This is a genomic window from Saccharopolyspora sp. NPDC000995, assembly GCF_053599315.1.
The window spans coordinates 1-16,040 of sequence record NZ_JBSFLZ010000147.1 but is presented as its reverse complement, the minus strand read 5'-3'; the positions used below and the strand labels follow the sequence as shown (position 1 = coordinate 16,040).

13 protein-coding genes and 1 pseudogene are annotated in these 16,040 nt (G+C 66.0%); 2 read left to right on the top strand and 12 right to left on the bottom strand.

What is annotated here, in order from left to right; genetic code table 11:
• Positions 1–329 (top strand): annotated as a pseudogene (locus ACWDKQ_RS31295) (hypothetical protein); the annotation flags it as partial.
• Positions 330–600: 271 nt separating this feature from the next.
• On the opposite strand, the gene ACWDKQ_RS31290 reads toward ACWDKQ_RS31295, so the two are convergent.
• From ACWDKQ_RS31290 to ACWDKQ_RS31280, 3 genes are all read right to left on the bottom strand, one after another.
• A complete protein-coding gene (locus ACWDKQ_RS31290; RefSeq protein ID WP_450142369.1) occupies positions 601–1,764 on the bottom strand; it encodes a C69 family dipeptidase in 1,164 nt (387 codons plus the stop codon).
• Between the two features lie 257 nt (positions 1,765–2,021).
• Entirely contained in the window at positions 2,022–3,443 is a 1,422-nt protein-coding gene (locus tag ACWDKQ_RS31285; protein ID WP_450142368.1) for a purine-cytosine permease family protein, read from the bottom strand.
• The gene (locus tag ACWDKQ_RS31280) at positions 3,443–4,618 is read right to left on the bottom strand and encodes a glycerate kinase (protein WP_450142367.1); all 1,176 of its coding nucleotides are present in this window, start codon (positions 4,616–4,618) and stop codon (positions 3,443–3,445) included. Before ACWDKQ_RS31280 ends, ACWDKQ_RS31285 begins: the two co-directional genes overlap by 1 nt.
• Positions 4,619–4,700: 82 nt before the next feature.
• On the opposite strand from ACWDKQ_RS31280, the gene ACWDKQ_RS31275 reads away from it, so the two are divergent.
• A complete protein-coding gene (locus ACWDKQ_RS31275) occupies positions 4,701–5,375 on the top strand; it encodes a GntR family transcriptional regulator (RefSeq protein ID WP_450142366.1) in 675 nt (224 codons plus the stop codon).
• 534 nt (positions 5,376–5,909) lie between these two features.
• Here ACWDKQ_RS31275 and ACWDKQ_RS31270 read toward each other — a convergent pair.
• The 9 genes from ACWDKQ_RS31270 to hxlB all read right to left on the bottom strand — a co-directional run bounded on the left by ACWDKQ_RS31270 (position 5,910) and on the right by hxlB (position 15,821).
• Entirely contained in the window at positions 5,910–6,251 is a 342-nt protein-coding gene (locus ACWDKQ_RS31270) for a PIG-L family deacetylase (RefSeq protein WP_450142365.1), read from the bottom strand.
• Between the two features lie 30 nt (positions 6,252–6,281).
• Positions 6,282–6,494, bottom strand: coding sequence for a formate dehydrogenase subunit delta (locus tag ACWDKQ_RS31265; RefSeq protein WP_450142364.1), 213 nt, complete (start codon positions 6,492–6,494; stop codon positions 6,282–6,284).
• Complete coding sequence (gene fdhF, locus ACWDKQ_RS31260; protein ID WP_450142363.1) at positions 6,491–9,322, bottom strand: formate dehydrogenase subunit alpha; 2,832 nt, start codon at positions 9,320–9,322, stop codon at positions 6,491–6,493. The genes ACWDKQ_RS31265 and fdhF overlap by 4 nt, the downstream gene beginning before the upstream one ends.
• A complete protein-coding gene (locus ACWDKQ_RS31255) occupies positions 9,319–10,878 on the bottom strand; it encodes a formate dehydrogenase beta subunit (RefSeq protein WP_450142362.1) in 1,560 nt (519 codons plus the stop codon). Before ACWDKQ_RS31255 ends, fdhF begins: the two co-directional genes overlap by 4 nt.
• Positions 10,875–11,348 (bottom strand): NADH-quinone oxidoreductase subunit NuoE family protein, encoded by a 474-nt coding sequence (locus ACWDKQ_RS31250; RefSeq protein ID WP_450142361.1) that lies wholly within the window; start codon positions 11,346–11,348, stop codon positions 10,875–10,877. Before ACWDKQ_RS31250 ends, ACWDKQ_RS31255 begins: the two co-directional genes overlap by 4 nt.
• A gap of 95 nt (positions 11,349–11,443) precedes the next feature.
• Positions 11,444–12,502 carry an HAD-IIA family hydrolase gene (locus ACWDKQ_RS31245; protein ID WP_450142360.1) on the bottom strand — a complete coding sequence of 353 codons (1,059 nt, stop codon included), beginning with the start codon at positions 12,500–12,502 and terminating at the stop codon, positions 11,444–11,446.
• On the bottom strand, positions 12,499–13,935 hold the full coding sequence (locus ACWDKQ_RS31240) for an ATP-dependent 6-phosphofructokinase (RefSeq protein WP_450142359.1): 1,437 nt from the start codon (positions 13,933–13,935) through the stop codon (positions 12,499–12,501). The genes ACWDKQ_RS31245 and ACWDKQ_RS31240 overlap by 4 nt, the downstream gene beginning before the upstream one ends.
• A gap of 131 nt (positions 13,936–14,066) precedes the next feature.
• Positions 14,067–15,065: a class II fructose-bisphosphatase gene (gene glpX / locus ACWDKQ_RS31235; protein ID WP_450142358.1), complete on the bottom strand. Its 999-nt coding sequence runs from the start codon at positions 15,063–15,065 to the stop codon at positions 14,067–14,069.
• Positions 15,066–15,209: 144 nt separating this feature from the next.
• Entirely contained in the window at positions 15,210–15,821 is a 612-nt protein-coding gene (gene hxlB, locus ACWDKQ_RS31230; protein ID WP_450142357.1) for a 6-phospho-3-hexuloisomerase, read from the bottom strand.
• Positions 15,822–16,040 lie beyond the last annotated feature (219 nt).

The following is a 16,040-nucleotide window of genomic DNA, read 5'->3' as shown; positions in this document are numbered from 1 at the left end:
CAACACGTCAAGACCATGATCACCGCACTCCGCTCGTGATCACAGACGACCAGCCCACAATCAAACCGCTTGATCACGCAATGAGGGACAGAACCCAACCCCTTGGCAGAAATCCGCTCAGGGCGGTCCCATCAACCTGGCAGGCGACAACCAAGGTCACCAAGGGGCCGGGCTCGCGGGCGGCTGGGCTGGCGATGGCGTTCAAGCTGATCGAGTCAGCCCAGGCCCGCTGGCGCGCGGTCAACACACCCGAACTCGTTGCGCTGGTGCGCGCCGGAGCACGCTTCGAGCCCGGCAAACTCGTCGAACGCCCCGGCGATCACGCCCCACCCCACCGCCGCCTAAACAATCTTGATCCACAGGCATTGACAATTCCTCGCGAAGTCGACACCCGCCTACTTCGCGCATCGGGGCCTACGACGCCTACTCCTCCGACGCCAGCCGTGATGCCGCCGACCTCGCCCGGCCTGACAAGAGCGGGCAGAGCCTGCGCCAGGTCACGCGATACGTCGATCCGACGGTTTGTTTGATCAGCGACGGGACCCACACTGATCGGCCCGCGTGAGGCGCAGCGAGCACTCGCTGTCCGGGCCGGGCGGCTCACGCCCAGCGCGGGTCGGCGGATCTCTCCAGTCCGAGACGCTCAAACGCCTGCGTCGTCGCGGAGTCCACCCGGCGAAGGCCCTCTTGCGTGATCTGCCCGGCACGCGCGGTGGCGGCAACCGGGTCGGATCGCCATGCGCTCCTGAGCTCGTCGACCTGTGCCTCGAGGTCCTGCTCGATGGGGTCCAGGTGCTCACGGAGCGACTGCTGCACCTCTGGGAAGCGTCCGGAGCGCCGCGCCGTATCAAGTGCCTGCTGGGTGCGCCACCAGAACGAACGCTCGTCGAAACCCTCCTGCACGTAGCGGTCCGGCGATGTGAGGGGCAGCTCGTGCGGTGTCGTTAAGTCGCTCGGCAGCTGAGCGGAGGGGAAGACCGGCAGATAGATCGTAGTGCAGGGAGTGGCGGCAGACCACCAGATCACGTCCAGCTCATCCGGGTCCGTCGGCAGCTCCGCGATCAGCGACGACGCCGTGTTCCCCCAGGTGAAGCCGGACGGATGCTCGTGCATGCACAGAGTGTGGAAGTCCGGTGTCCCCGCGTCGAAGTACGGGCCACCGAGGAAGGAATCCTCCAGGTGATCGCGCAGGATCCTTCGCACCCAGGCCAGGTCGACTCCACCATCCGAGCGCCCGCGCCAGAGCAACTCCGCGGAGCGGGCGCGCCGGATGCGGGAGACCTGGAGTGGCACGCTCGGATCGGCGACCGCAGCGGCGAAGTCGAGCGTCGTCTCACCGCGCCAGCCCAGTTCCCGAGCCTTGTCGAGCAGTCCGTCGCTGCTGCGGTCGAATGCGGTGCGAATAGAGGGCTCGTTGCTGATGCTGTCCACCGCGTCCGCACGACGCGCGGCCCACTCCCGGCCCAGGGTCTCGATGATCCACGCCTCTTGGGGGTCCGCGATCAGGAACGAGTTCTCGTAGGCGCCCGTGACGGCTTCTTCTCCAAACTTCCCGGACCCCCATTGCCCGTGACGCTCGAGCAAGCCGGTGATGACATCGACCGCCTCCGCCGCCGTCGCCGCTCGTTCGAGGCCGAGACGGACCAGTTCCATCCCCAGGATCCCGACTGGGGGATTCGCGCCGCCTCTGGCTGCTTCGACGTGTGCGCGGAGGGACCTGGTGAACAGAGCCTCGTTGCCGATCGCCACACGGTGCTGGTTCACGCCGGATTCGTATCCCCAGCACCAGAAGGGCGAGGATCCGATGTGCGCGTATGCGGGAGCGTCTTCGATTTGGACCTGCGACAGCGTTACGCTGCCATTCGAGGGGCGTGCAGGGCGCTGTCTCAACGGCTGCGCCTCACCAGCGGGCCGGTCGCTGTTTTTCCCGAAGATCGTCGTCCCGGTGGCAGAGCCGGCAGGGAGCGACACGAGCGTGTCGCAACTCCAGGAAGGCGACCACGATTTCTCGAGCGGTGCGTTCATCGTGCGACCTCCGCCTCGATCACGCCGTCCTGCTTTGGGAGGTAGAAGCGTCCCTTCGTGGTGACGGTGAGGACCACGTGCAGGATGGGTCCCACAATCATCGCGACGAACGACGCAAACTCAATCGGATATAGCCCAAGGATTCCGGCTGCGCCGACAGCCACGGCGGAGGCCAGGGAGATTAGGCCGCAGGGATTCCACGCCCGCACCTTGTCTTCTGCGAACTCGATGTCGTGTGAGCGGCCGAGTTTGAGCAGACGACGGCAGATGAAGTAGTCGGCGAGGATCACGAGTACCCAGGTGTTTGTCAGGACGCCGGTGATCGCCAGGAACGTACTGAGGTGGTTAATTACGTTGGTCGCATAGAACACTACGCCGAACACCCACACCCCGAACATCCACCAGGGACGACCGGGCCGGAAGTGGGCGACCACGTCGAACCCTGCTGCGAGCGTGATCGATCCGCCGTACAGATTCATCACGTTGATGCGGATCTGCGTGATGACGACGAATACAACACCTGCGATCCCCATCAGGTGTACGAAAACGAACCCGGGATCCTGTGCCTTCTCTGTGCCGAACTGGCCGATGAGTCCCGCCCCGAAGTACGCGCCCAGACCGATCACGGCAAACATGGGGATGAGCTCGAGGAGCATGATTGTGGCCGTGCCGCGGTATCGGATCTTCTGCGCGGCGAAGCGCCCATAGTCGGTTGCCATGAGTCCTTGGAAGATCATCTGGCCGTTGGCGAGGCTCATCGCGGCGGCGAGACCAGCCCCGCCTCCGACTCCGACGGGTCCCCACTCGAAGGCGCCGGCGCCGGGCTGGTCGGCCATCGCTACGATCGCCCAGATCAGCAGCACGACGAAGATCGGGAACCCCCAGCTCTGCAGCACGGACATGGCGTGCATACCCCGCCAGACCAGTGCGATCGTGACGAGGCCCACCACGGCGAAGATCGCGATGCCCGCGATCGAGGTGATGTCGATCCCGAGCGAGTAAGCGATCGCATGGGAGACGATCGTCCCTTCGAATAGGAAGTAGAAGACGAAGTTGATCGCGTAGATGAACGAGGTCACCGCAGCGCCTCGTGCGCCGAATCCCAGCCCACGGGACAGCAGCCCCTGTGACAAGCCCTCGCGGCTGGCCATCCGCATGGTCAGGGCACCGATGACGAGTGCCCCGATGAAGAAATAGCTGATCGGCAGCAGCATCAGCGGCCACCCGACGGCGAACAGCTGCTGTGCGCCGAAGGAGAAGAAGAACATCGCCGTGGCGTTGCCGAGTAACACAAGGCTGATCGCAGGGATCGGCCATCGCTGCGACGAGGGAACGCGCGCGGTCGAATAGCTCTCGATCTGATCGTCGATCGATGCCTCGGGGCCTCTGAAAGCCCGACGGAGTTCGGTGAACGACATCATTGTCCTTTCGTTGAGGAGGGAACAGTCACCATGGAGGCGGAGGCGGATATGCGGCGGACCATGCATTCGGCGATCATGGCGCCGGCTCGCTCGAGTGTCGTGACGGTGAGCGCCGGATCACGGGCTGTGCCGCTGGCGAGGCATTCGAGGGAGAGCACTTCGGCTAGGCCGAATCGGGAGGGGTCCTCGCCAAGTCGGTTTTGCCCCGCCACGGCGGCGACAGGACGGGCGTGGCGGCGTGCCGCATAGATGACGACGGCCGGAGATTTCCCCATGAGTGTTTGCTCATCCAGACGGCCCTCCCCAGTGATGACAGCGTCGGAGCTGGCGATCATCTCGTCAAGCCCGAGCGCCCCCGCGATACGGTCGCCTCCGCTGGTCAACGAACCGCCGAGCAGCAGGATCGCCCAGCCGAGGCCCCCGGCGGCACCGCTGCCAGGGGTGTCGGGGGCGACGAATCCCGTCGGCGGGGGCATGTGGGCGACGACGGAGGCGAACTGCGCAAGTCCGGTCTCCAGCCGGTCGACGGCCTCGCTGTCGGCGCCCTTCTGGGGGCCGAACCGTCGCGCTGCACCGACCGGCCCCAGCACGGGGGAGTCGACATCGCGGAGCCCGACGAGCCGAATGGTCGTGAGGCGTGGATCGAGTCCGGACCAGTCGATGCGCGCGAGCCCTGTCAGCGCACTGCCGCCTGCGGCGAGCGGTCGTCCCTGGGCATCGAGGAACCGTGCACCGAGCCCGCGGAGCATACCGGCGCCGCCGTCGCTGGTGGCGCTGCCGCCCAGCGCGACTTCGATCTCGGATGCACCGACGTCGAGGGCGTCCACGATCGCTTCGCCGACACCAGTGCTGTCTGCGTGTTCTGCCATCTCTGCGGTGGGCTCGGTCGCGCCGAGCCCGCAGATCTCCGCGACCTCGATGAGAGTGGTCCTTCCTTGGCGGGCCACGCGAGCGCTCCTCGGCACTCCGTGCGCGCCGAGAAGCGGGATCAAGTACTGGTCGTATCCATGGTGGAGCAACACATCGAGCGTCCCGTCGCCTCCGTCCGCCATCGGCAGTTCCACGACCTCGATGTCCGGGCGCGCCCGGTGCAGGCCCCGCGCGACAGCGGCGCACGCCTCAAACGCGGTGACCGTGCCCTTGAACTTGTCCATTGCGACCACGATGCGCATTCCGGCTCCCCTCTGACGGCCAGGGAACTGTATTACATGAATGCATGTATTGCGCAAGTGTGTGGTCGTCTAGTGTGAAGGGATGGAGGAATTTTCCGAGCTCGATGTGGTCTCTGTCGCGGACTCGCTGACCGCTGCGCTGCGCGAACGGATCCTGACGCAGCAGATCCGCCCGGGCGACCGGGTGGCCGAGGCCGCCGTCGCTCAGCAGTTCCGGGTCTCCCGTCCAAGCGCTCGCGTCGCGGTGGAGAGGCTCATTGGCGAGGGGCTTCTGGAGCGTTCCGCGCACCGCGCCGCGCGCGTCCTGACGTTCCGGCCCGAAGCGATTGTCGACATGTACCTGTCTCGTGCCGTGATCGAGACCGGCGCCTACCGGATGCTCGCCGAGACGGCGCACGACTACGACAAGGCGGAGCGTGAGATCACTCGCCTTCATGCCGCAGCAACGAGCGGGGACGTGGTCGAACTCGTCGACGCGGATGTCCGGTTCCACCGGGAGCTGGTCGATCTGCTTGGAAGCCCCGGGCTGAGCTCGACGCACGACAAGCTCATCAATCAGATGAGGCTCTGCCTTGCCCAGGTGCAGAGCAACCACCTGCTGGACCCGTTCGCGATCGAGCAGGAGCATCGAAGCATTCTCGAGGCGCTTCGCGCATCGGATGCGGACACGGCGGGCGCACGTGGTCGCCAGCACCTTGAGCGCGCCCGCAACATCCTCCTCGCGCACCTCACGCGTGTGACGACCGATAGTTCGTGAGGTCGGTCCCACCGATCGACGTTGAGAGCCGAACACGATCCGCGGCTACACCACCGCGATCGGCACGACCGTCGACCGGCTCGGCGAGCACCGCCCGCTCGCAGCGAGGTCGGCGAGGCCCTGGAGCGGCTGTCGGGCCGGGCTGCGGTGGGGACTTGGAACGCTCGCCGTGCTGCGGTGGGGACTTGGAACGCTCGCCGTGCTGCGGTGGGTTCGTGGTTGTCCTGGTGTCGTGATCGCGGCCATGAGGCCCCGGCTGTGCCGGGGTGGACCAAGCGGCTCGCGACGCCGGATTCCGAGACGCCGGTGCGGTCCCGGCTGGCGTCAATCGGCTGGTGCCGTCGCGAGGTCGCGCTCCGCGAGAAGACGCTCTACCGGATGCTCGACGAAACCGCCGCCCGCGCCGACGAGATCCTCGGGCTCAACATCGAGGATCTCGACCTTGCCGGACGCCGAGCCGGAGTGAGGGCCAAGGGCGCGAGCGATGCCCCGTCGCCGGGGCCAGGCCCGCGAGGACGTCGTGCTGGAAACCGTCTACTGGGACGCCGGCACCGCTCGCCTTCTGCCCCGGCGTTCCTCACCAGGCGCCGCCCCGGCCCCGGCAAGGTCCTCGGCCCCCGCGAAACCTGCCCGGACACCGAGCTGGCGCGGCTGTCCTACGGCCGGGCCCGCGCCCTTCTTGACGCCCACACCGCGCTCCAGGGGCCGGGTGCCGTCTCCAGTCGGGGTGCCGGTGGTCAGGCAGTGCACCCGGACCCGCGCGTCGTTGAGTGCATACCAGCGCATCCGCATGGCCATGCCGATCTCGGCGTCGTCGGGATGGGCCACCACGACGAGAAGACAGGGCTGGCCGCCAAGACGGCGCTGAGGGATCATGCGTCGTACGGGCTGACGTCGTCCTGCCCCTCAGCGACCACCGAGCAGCTTGACCGCCGCGACGACGTTCGGATCGCAGTCCGCGCCGTCCTCTGCCACCTTGGCCGCCAGCTGCGAACGCATCCGCGGCTCCCAGAACTGGCGTATGTGGTTGGCGATCGAGGCAGCAGCCGCGCGGGGCGGATAGTGACGGAACTGCGCCGCGATGTCGTCGGCCATCTTCATCACTGGTGAAGTGCTCACCGCTCAACTCCTTCACCTGACACCGCAGCACGGGCGGTTTCGTCTGACGACACGCCGCCGGCCGTACGCGACCTGAGCGTGACCTGGACTGCGGTTACCTTGTACTCAGGACAGTTGGTCGCCCAGTCGGAATTGTCGGTGGTGACCACGTTCGCGCCGGTGAGCGGATAATGGAACGTGGTGTAGACGACCCCGACCGGCATCCGGTCCGAGATCACCGCGCGCAGCACGGTTTCCCCGGTCCTGCTGGTGATCTCCACCTCGTCGCCGTCGCGGATACCACGCACCTCGGCATCATGGGAGTGGATCTCCAACACATCCTCCTTGTGCCAGAAAACGTTGGGCGTGCGCCGCGTCTGAGCACCCACGTTGTACTGGCTCAGGATCCGGCCAGTGGTAAGGATCAGCGGGAACTTGCGCGTGGCGCGCTCCTTCGTCGGCACGAACGTCGTGCTGACGAACTTCCCCTTACCACGAACGAACTCGTCGACGTGCATGACCGGCGTTCCCTCGGGAGCCTCGGCGGTGCAGGGCCACTGCACGCTGCCGAGCTTGTCGAGCTTCTCGAACGAAACCCCCGCGAACGTCGGCGTGAGTGCGGCGATCTCCTCCATGATCTTGCGCGGACTGTCGTAGGACATGTCGTATCCCATGGCCTGGGAGATCTCGCACGGGACCTGCCACTCGTGCTTGCCCGTCACGGGGGCCATCACCGGCCGGACCCGGTTGATCCGCCGCTCGGCGTTGGTGAACGTGCCGTCCTTCTCCAGGAACGACGTGCCGGGCAGGAACACATGGGCCAGCTTCGCCGTCTCGTTGATGAACAGATCCTGCACCACGAGCAGATCCAGGGACTTCAACGCCGCTTCGACGTGACTGATGTTGGGGTCGGACTGCGCGATGTCCTCCCCCTGGACGTAGAGCCCGCGGAAGGACCCGTCGAGGGCGGAATCGAACATGTTCGGGATGCGCAGACCAGGCTGCGAGACCAGCGGCCGCTGCCACAGGTTCTCGAACACCTCCCGCACGGCGTCGTCGGAGACGTGCCGGTATCCGGGCAGCTCGTGCGGGAACGACCCCATGTCGCAGGAGCCCTGCACGTTGTTCTGCCCTCGCAGCGGGTTCACGCCGACACCTTCTCGGCCGATGTTGCCGGTGGCCATGGCGAGGTTCGCCATGCCCATCACCATCGTCGATCCCTGGCTGTGCTCGGTAACGCCCAGCCCGTAGTAGATCGCCGCGTTGCCTCCCGTGGCGTACATCCGGGCGACGGCGCGCACGTCTTGCGCAGGGACGCCGGTGATCTCCTCGGTGGCCTCCGGACTGTTCTCCGGCCGGGCGATGAACTCCGCCCACTCTTCGAAGTCCTCGCAGCGTGCGTCCACGAACTCGTGGTCTACTAGACTTTCGGTGACCACGACATGGGCCAACGCGTTGACTAGGGCGACGTTGGTGCCGGGGGCGACAGGCAGGTGGTACTCCGCCACGATGTGCGGGGAGCGCACCAGGTCGATGCGGCGTGGGTCGATGACCACCAGCTTGGCGCCTTCGCGCAACCGTCGCTTCATCCGTGAGGCGAACACCGGGTGCCCGTCGGTGGGGTTCGCGCCGATCACCACGATCACGTCGGACTTGGCGACCGAACGGAAGTCCTGGGTGCCGGCGGATTCACCGAAGGTCTGCTTCAGCCCGTATCCCGTCGGGGAGTGGCACACCCGTGCGCAGGTGTCGACGTTGTTGTTGCCGAACGCCGCGCGGACCATCTTCTGCACGACGAAGACGTCTTCGTTGGTGCAGCGCGAGGAGGTGATGGCGCCGATCGCGCCCGCGCCGTACCTGGACTGGATGCCGCGCATCTTCTCGGCGACATAGGTGATCGCGGTGTCCCAGTCGACCTCGCGCCACTCGTCGGTGATCTTTTCGCGGAGCATGGGGTTCAGCACCCGGTCGGGGTGCGTCGCGTAACCGAAGGCGAACCGCCCCTTGACGCAGGCGTGCCCCTCGTTGGCGCCGCCGGCCTTGTCCGGAACCATCCGGACCAGCTCGTCACCGCGCAACTCCGCCTTGAACGAGCAACCCACGCCGCAATACGCACACGTGGTCTTCACCGTGCGGGTCGGGATCCCCAGATTGACCACCGATTTCTCTTGCAGCGACGACGTTGGGCAGGCCTGCACGCACGCGCCGCAGGACACGCATTCGGAGTCCGCAAACAACTCACCGGCCCCGGCGGACACCTTGGACTCGAAACCGCGTCCTTCGATGGTGAGCGCGAACGTTCCCTGAACCTCGGCGCACGCGCGCACGCACCGAGAACAGGCGATGCACTTCGAGGGATCGAAGTCGAAGTAGGGGTTGCTGTGGTCGATCTCCAGATCCAGGTGGTTCGCGCCCTCGTAGCCGTAGCGCACCTGCCTCAGCCCGACCACGCCGGCCATGTCCTGCAGCTCGCAGTCACCGTTGGCCGGACAGGTCAGGCAGTCCAGCGGGTGGTCAGAGATGTAGAGCTCCATCACGCCCTGGCGCAGCTTCTCCAGCTTCGTGGTTTGGGTGCGCACCTGCATTCCGGCGGCCACCGGCGTGGTGCACGAGGCCGGCGTACCCCGGCGCCCGTCGATCTCCACCAGGCACAACCTGCAGGAGCCGAACGCGTCGAGGCTGTCGGTCGCGCACAGCTTCGGAATGTCAACGCCCGCCAGCGCGGCGGCACGCATCACAGACGTTCCCTCCGGCACGGTCACCGGTAGCCCGTCGACCTCCACCGTGACCGCCGGGCCTCCGTCCGGCGGAGCGGGAGTACCGAGATCAGGTTCCTTGAACAGCGTCATCGTTCCTCCTCTTGGCGCTCAACGCGTTGCTTGGTGAAGTCCTCGGGAAAGTGCAGCAGCGCGCTCCTCACAGGGTTGGGCGTCAGTCCTCCCATCGCGCACAGCGACCCCCCGGTCATCAGATCGCAGAGGTCGTTCAGGAGTCCGAGGTTGCCGTCGGGGTCCTTACCGGCGACGATCTTGTCGATGGTCTCGACCCCGCGCACCGACCCGACCCTGCAGGGAGTGCACTTGCCGCAGGACTCCTCGGCGCAGAACTCCATGGCGAACCGCGCCATCGCGGCCATGTCGACCGTGTCGTCGAAGACCACGATGCCGCCGTGCCCCAACATCGCGTCGGCCGCGTCGAAGGCTTCGTAGGCCGTCGGGAGGTCGAGTTGCGTGCCCGGGAGGTAAGGCCCCAGAGGCCCGCCCACCTGCACGGCGCGCACAGGTCTGCCTGAACGGGTTCCGCCGCCGTACTCATTGACCAGATCGGCCAGCGAGATGCCGAAGGCGGCCTCGAAGGCCCCGCCCCGGGCGATGTTGCCGACCAGCTGGAACACCTGGGTGCCGCGCGAGCGTTCCACACCCAGCTCGGCGTAGGCCTTGCCGCCCTCCGCCAGGATCGCCGGCACGCTGACCAGGGTCAGCACGTTGCTCACCACGGTCGGCTTGCCGAAGAGCCCGGTGATGGCCGGGATCGGCGGCTTGGGGCGCACCATGCCGCGCTTGCCCTCCAGGCTATCCAGCATGGAGGTCTCTTCGCCGCAGATGTAGGCGCCGCCGCCGGTCCGGAGGTGGATGTCGAAGCTGAACCCGGACCCCAGGACGTTCTCCCCGAGCCAACCCTCGGCTCGGGCGATCTCGATCGCCTCCCGGGTGACTGCGGCGGCGTCCGGGTACTCCGAACGCAGGTAGATGTAGCCCTCCCGCGCCCCGACGGCGTATGCCGCGATCGTCATGCCTTCGAGCAGGCAGAACGGGTCGCCCTCCATCACCATCCGGTCAGCGAAGGTGCCGCTGTCGCCCTCGTCAGCGTTGCAGCAGACGAACTTCAGCTCTCCTTCGGTCTTGGCGACCGTATTCCACTTGATTCCAGCGGGAAATCCCGCGCCACCGCGTCCGCGCAGACCTGACTCGGTGACCTCGGCGACCACCTCGGCCGGGTCGAGTTCGAGCGCTCGTCGCAGACCGGTGAGTCCTCCGTGCCCGACGTAGTCGTCGGTGGACAGCGGATCGGTGACCCCAACGCGAGCCAGGCACAGCCGCTGCTGGTCCCGCATCCAGGGCAGTTCCTCGACCAGCCCGAGGCAGAGGTCGTGGGCTGCGCCCTCCAGCATTCCGGCCGCCACCAGATCGCCGACGTCGTCGGCGTGGACGGGTCCGTAGCCGACCCGGCCGCGTTCGGTCGCGACTTCGACCAGCGGCTCCAGCCAGAGCATGCCGCGGGTACCGGTGCGCACGAGCCCGATCGCGACGCCGGCAGCCGCGGCCGCGCGTTCCAGGGCCGCCGCCACGTCGTCGGCGCCGACCGACTTGGCCGCCGAGTCACGGGGAACGTAGACGGTGATCACGAGGCAGCCCTCCGCATGACGTCGAGCACTCGATCAGGGGTGAGCCGTCCGTACAGCCGGCCGTTGACCTGCGCGGCCGGCCCGAGGGCGCAGTTGCCCAGGCAGAACACCTGGTCCAGCGTCACCGCCCCGTCGGGCGTGGTCTCGCCCGTTTTGACGCCGAGGGTCGTCTCCACCTGGGCCACGAGGTCCTCGGCGCCCACGGACTTGCAGGCCTCCGCACGGCAGATCCGGAGCACCGCCCTGCCGTGCGGATCCGAATGGAAGTCCCGGTAGAACGCGACGACGCCATGCACGTCGGCCCGGGACAGGTTCAACTCGGCCGCCACTAGCGGGACCACCTCGGGGTCGAGTCGACCTAGGCGTTCCTGGAGCTCCTGCAGGACCACCAGGAGTGGACCACGTTCGTCTCTGTGGGCGTCCACAACGGACTGGACCAACTCCGGCAGATTCACCGTTGATCGACTCATGAGACCTCCACGTGTGCTCGTAGGTGCGTTCAGATGTCCTGTGCCGGCGCAGTCTTGGCCCTATACCTCGGCGCGTCCGCTGGGAGTGATGCGGTTTATTGCGCGGCTCGTCCCGGGCGGACGAGTCCGAGCTGTCGTTCGATCCATTCCCACGTGTCTGCGTCGTCGGGGACTGCGCAACGGTCGTCGAGCGCGGCCCACACCGTGGCGATTAGGGAATGCAGCGGCTTGCCGTTGTCGCCATCAATCCGCATGCGGACCGCGTCGGACGTGAGTTCCACGAGGCGGTCGGACACTGCGGAGTGCAGGGGTAGTCCGGGCGCGAGCAGTCCGGTCAGATCGGAGGCGACATAAGTCGGGCGCGCTGACGGCGCAGCGAAGGCCAGATCCCGGAGACGGGAGGCTCCACTCAGGACGAACAGCGAGTCGAGCCCGGCCGAGTTGGCGCCCGCGATGTCGGTGTCCAGCCTGTCTCCGCACACGAGGGTATCCGGCTGATCGGTGCCGAGCCGGGAGCGCGCCAGGTCGAACAGGGCCGCCCGCGGCTTGCCGACCACGTGCGGGGTTGTGCTGGTCACCGTCTGCACCGCCGCGACTAACGCGCCGTTGCCAGGGGCTGGCCCGTGTGCCGTAGGCAACATGGGGTCGAGATTCGTGGCCACCCATGTGGCTCCGCCTTGGACGAGAAATCCGACCGCCGCAAGCTCACCCCAGGTGACGTCGGCTCCCAATCCCTGGACTACTGCCCCGACCTGCGTGCCGTCCAATTCATTGACGCGGACTGGGGTCAGCCCGGCTTCGGCGAGCGCCTGAGCGACGCCGGGCCCTCCCACCGCACACACGGGAGTTCCTCGGTCCAAACGCTCCGACAGGTGCGCCGCGGCGGCCTGGGAGCTGGTGACCACCGACCAGCCCTGCTGTGCGACGCCGAGCTCGCGGAGGTGGTCGCCCACGTTCTCCGGCGAGCGGGACGCGTTGTTGGTCGCGAAAACGACCGGTACGCCGCCCGCAGTCACCCGGTTCAAGGTCTTGACCGCATTGGGGACGGCCGTGGCGCCGCGGTAAACCACACCGTCGAGGTCGCAGATCAGTCCGCGGTACCGCGTGATGAGAGGCTCGGTATCGAGGGATGTTGTGGCGATCTTACCCATCATGCGAATCGGTGCTCCTCTGACGTACGGTTTACGACTGTTGGCCGATCGATGGGACATTCCCAGCCCTTGCGCCGGAATGAATGGTCAACTGAGCCGAAATCAGTGGGTTGGCCGGTGGCCTCGAGCACAGACATCCACAGGTCACCGTCGGGGTCGACCTGATTGCGATAGCTGGTGATCAGTCGCATGGGGACGTGCACAAAACGCCGTCGCCAGCGCGCGACGACTGTTTCAGTACGGCCCGCCATAGCCGCGTGCACCGCGGCATGGGCTAGACGAAGGCAGTAGACGCTGTCGTAGGCGTTGGCGGTGACGCTACGGATGGCGTAACTCGGGTCGAGGTAGCGCACGGTGGGGGTAAGGCCGACATCAGTTAGATGGGCGGTGATGCTTTCCCTGAGCAGTAACCCGATATCGCCGAGTCTGGCGTTGCCTGAGGCGTCGGTGCCGCGACCCTCGTCCTCAAGCAGGCCGTGTTCCTTGAGGAGGTCCTGGCCGGCACCCTCGGCGACGACGATGACCACGAAGCCTTTGGAGCGCACGTGCTGCTCGACGCGAGCTAGCAGGCCTTCTGTTCCATCGAGGGTGAAGGGGACTTCGGGGATGAGGACGATGTCTGCTGCATTGCGGGCCAGGGCGGCATAGCAGGCGATGAACCCGGAGTGCCGGCCCATGAGCTTCACAATCCCGATGCCGTTCGGGCTGGCTGCAGCTTCGACGTAGACCGAGTCCACGAAGTCGGTGGCCCGCGCGAACGCGCTTTGGAACCCGAAGGACTGATCGGTGAAGGGTAGGTCGTTGTCGATCGTCTTTGGTACCCCGATGACAGCGATCTCGAGACCGCGCGCAGTGATCACCTCGCTCAGGCGCGTCGCGGCGCGCAAACTCCCGTCGCCACCGATGACGAACATGACGTTAATGCCTCGCAGGACGAGGCTGTCGACCATTTCGTCGGCGTCCTGGGCGCCTCGTGAGCTGCCTAGGATGGTGCCGCCGACGTTATTGATATCGCGAACGCGATCGAGCGTCAGCTCGATGGTGTCGTTGCGGTGTTCGGTGGTCATTCCCCGGAGCCCGTTGCGGAAGCCCAGGATCCGCTTGACGTTGTAATGCACGGTGAGTTCTTCGACGATACTGCGGATGACATCATTGAGACCGGGACACAACCCCCCGCAGGTGACGATACCGGCCGTGACGTGGGCGGGGTCGAAGTAGATTTTCCGGCGAGGCCCGGCGGCCTCGAAACTTGGGAGCTGGACCGGGGGAAGGTCGTGCTTGGCGAGCATGGAGACGGTGTCCTCAAGCAGGACACGGTCTCCCTCAGAAACGTACTGTAGAGAGGTCTGCTTGGCGGTGAGCATCTCGGAGAACGGCGACTCAAAACGGCATTGGCCGAGGTGGCGAACGCGGAGATCGTCCAGGTGGTACGTCACCGAATCTCCTAGGTCGTGATGGTCATATGGCGTCTGGTTGGTGGGATGGCTTCTGTGGAGAGTCTGGGGGCACCGCAAGCATCCTTACTACGGCATCGTTTGCGGTCCGGACTGGGCCGTCGGGTGCGGAATCAGCTGCGGCCGCCGACCGTCCGGGGAATGGAGTCGAAGGTGGTGTGAAATATGTGGCGCACCTGGCCGCGGGAGATCAGGAGTGATTCGGCGAGTGTCGTGCCGTCGCATACCCGGGACCTGCCTAGCAGCGATCCTCCACTGATGCCGGTGGCAACGAAAAAAGCATCGCCGCTTACGAGTTCATCGCAGTTGTAGATGCGGTCGAGGTCCATGCCTGCTGCGCGGATGGCGTCCGCTTCCTCGTTACGCTGAGGGGCGAGGCGTCCTAGCATACCGCCACCTAGGGCACGGACCGCTGCGGCGGTCATTACTCCTTCGGGCGTGCCACCGACTCCGAGAAGCAGGTCGGCGCCGGCAGTTGGCAGGAGCACCTCGAGGCTTCCCCCGACATCGCCTCCTGCCGGAGTGTGCACGGCGGCGCCCGCCCGCACCACCCGCGCGATCAGTTCCTTGTGCCGCGGCTTATCCATGATGGTGACGCGGAGATCGCTGACCGGCTTGCCGAGAGCCTGGGCGACTTTCTCCAGGGTGCGCTCGGGAGGGTCAGTGAGATCGACAACGTCCTTCGCTTGGGGAGGGACCACTATCTTATCCATGTAGAACCCTGGGCCGGGTGACCATAGAGACCCTGACTCGGCAAAGGCGATGGTTGCAAGCGCACCGGGCAGATTTTTCGCGCAGAACGAGGTCCCCTCGAGGGGATCGACGGCGATGTCGAAATCCGGGCCGTGGCCATTACCTAGGGTTTCGCCGTTGTACAACATTGGGGATTCGTCTTTTTCGCCTTCCCCGATAACAACTGTTCCTCGTCCGGGGGCGTCGGCCAATGCCTGGCGGATGGCCTTGGTGGCCGCAGCATCGGCTGCCTTCTCGTCGTGTCGCCCGACCCACGCGTGGCAGGCCACCGCCGCGCTATGGGTGGCGGCCAAGGCTATCGCTTCCAGAGTATGGATATCGATGCGAGTTCGCTGCGCGACCTCACTCTGACGCTTCATTGCGGGCTCCTCATCTTGTCTGTGGCCTCAGATTAGAGGGCTTACGGAACAGGCACGATTAAGCGAGCCCCGCGATCAGCTCAGGGCTATCGCCTGCACCGTCCTCCCATGCGCGTCTACAAAACGTCGACGGATGCGTGCTGGTTACTCGAGATTCGCATGGAGGCGCCACAGTTCGCGGGCCTGAGAGCCGCTGGACTTCCACAGTGTGTGGAAAAGCGCGTCAGAGAGCAGCAGGACGGACTGTTCGAATAGGCTTCCGGCGTACTGGGCGGAGGCGGCTCCATCGAAGTCCTCCTTATCAGCAGCTGGAATAATGAGCACCTCGGTTGCGATTTTGGCTAGTGGCGAGCGAGCCGCAGTGGTCAGCGCCACCACATCGGCGCCCTGGTCACGAGCGGTCTGGGCTGCACGCACCACCCGGGACGTAGTTCCCGAGCCCGATGCCGCCACCAGAACGTCGCGGGGGCCGATCGCCGGTGTAGTCGTCTCGCCGGCGACGTGGGTGGAGAGTCCGAGGTGCATGAACCGCATCGCGGCCATCTGTAGGGCGAGCCCACTCCTCCCGGTGCCTATGGTGAACACGGCTGGCGCCTTGAGTAGCAATGCGCCGGCACGAGCCCAAGCCGCCGAGTGCACACCTTCACGTATCTGGACTACCTCTCCGAGGATGGCACCCGCAGCGTTCCTGAAATTAGAGGGATCAAGCTCGAAAACACTACCTTGATCAAGATTATCGGAAAGTGTCTTGGACAATTGAGGTATCCTCTCTGGTCGGTTCAGAAGGGGCACGTGGCCGGGAACCTGGAACCGGCTACTGAGCCTAGAATGATTGACCGCCTACGGGATGGCGAGCAAGGCTTTCGATATTTAGATCTGCAATGACGTCATTCGTGTCATGAATAACGGTGTCGGCGCCCGGCTTAGACCGGTCCTGCATCAAGCGTCCCTGATCAGTCGCACCGGCCGACGCTC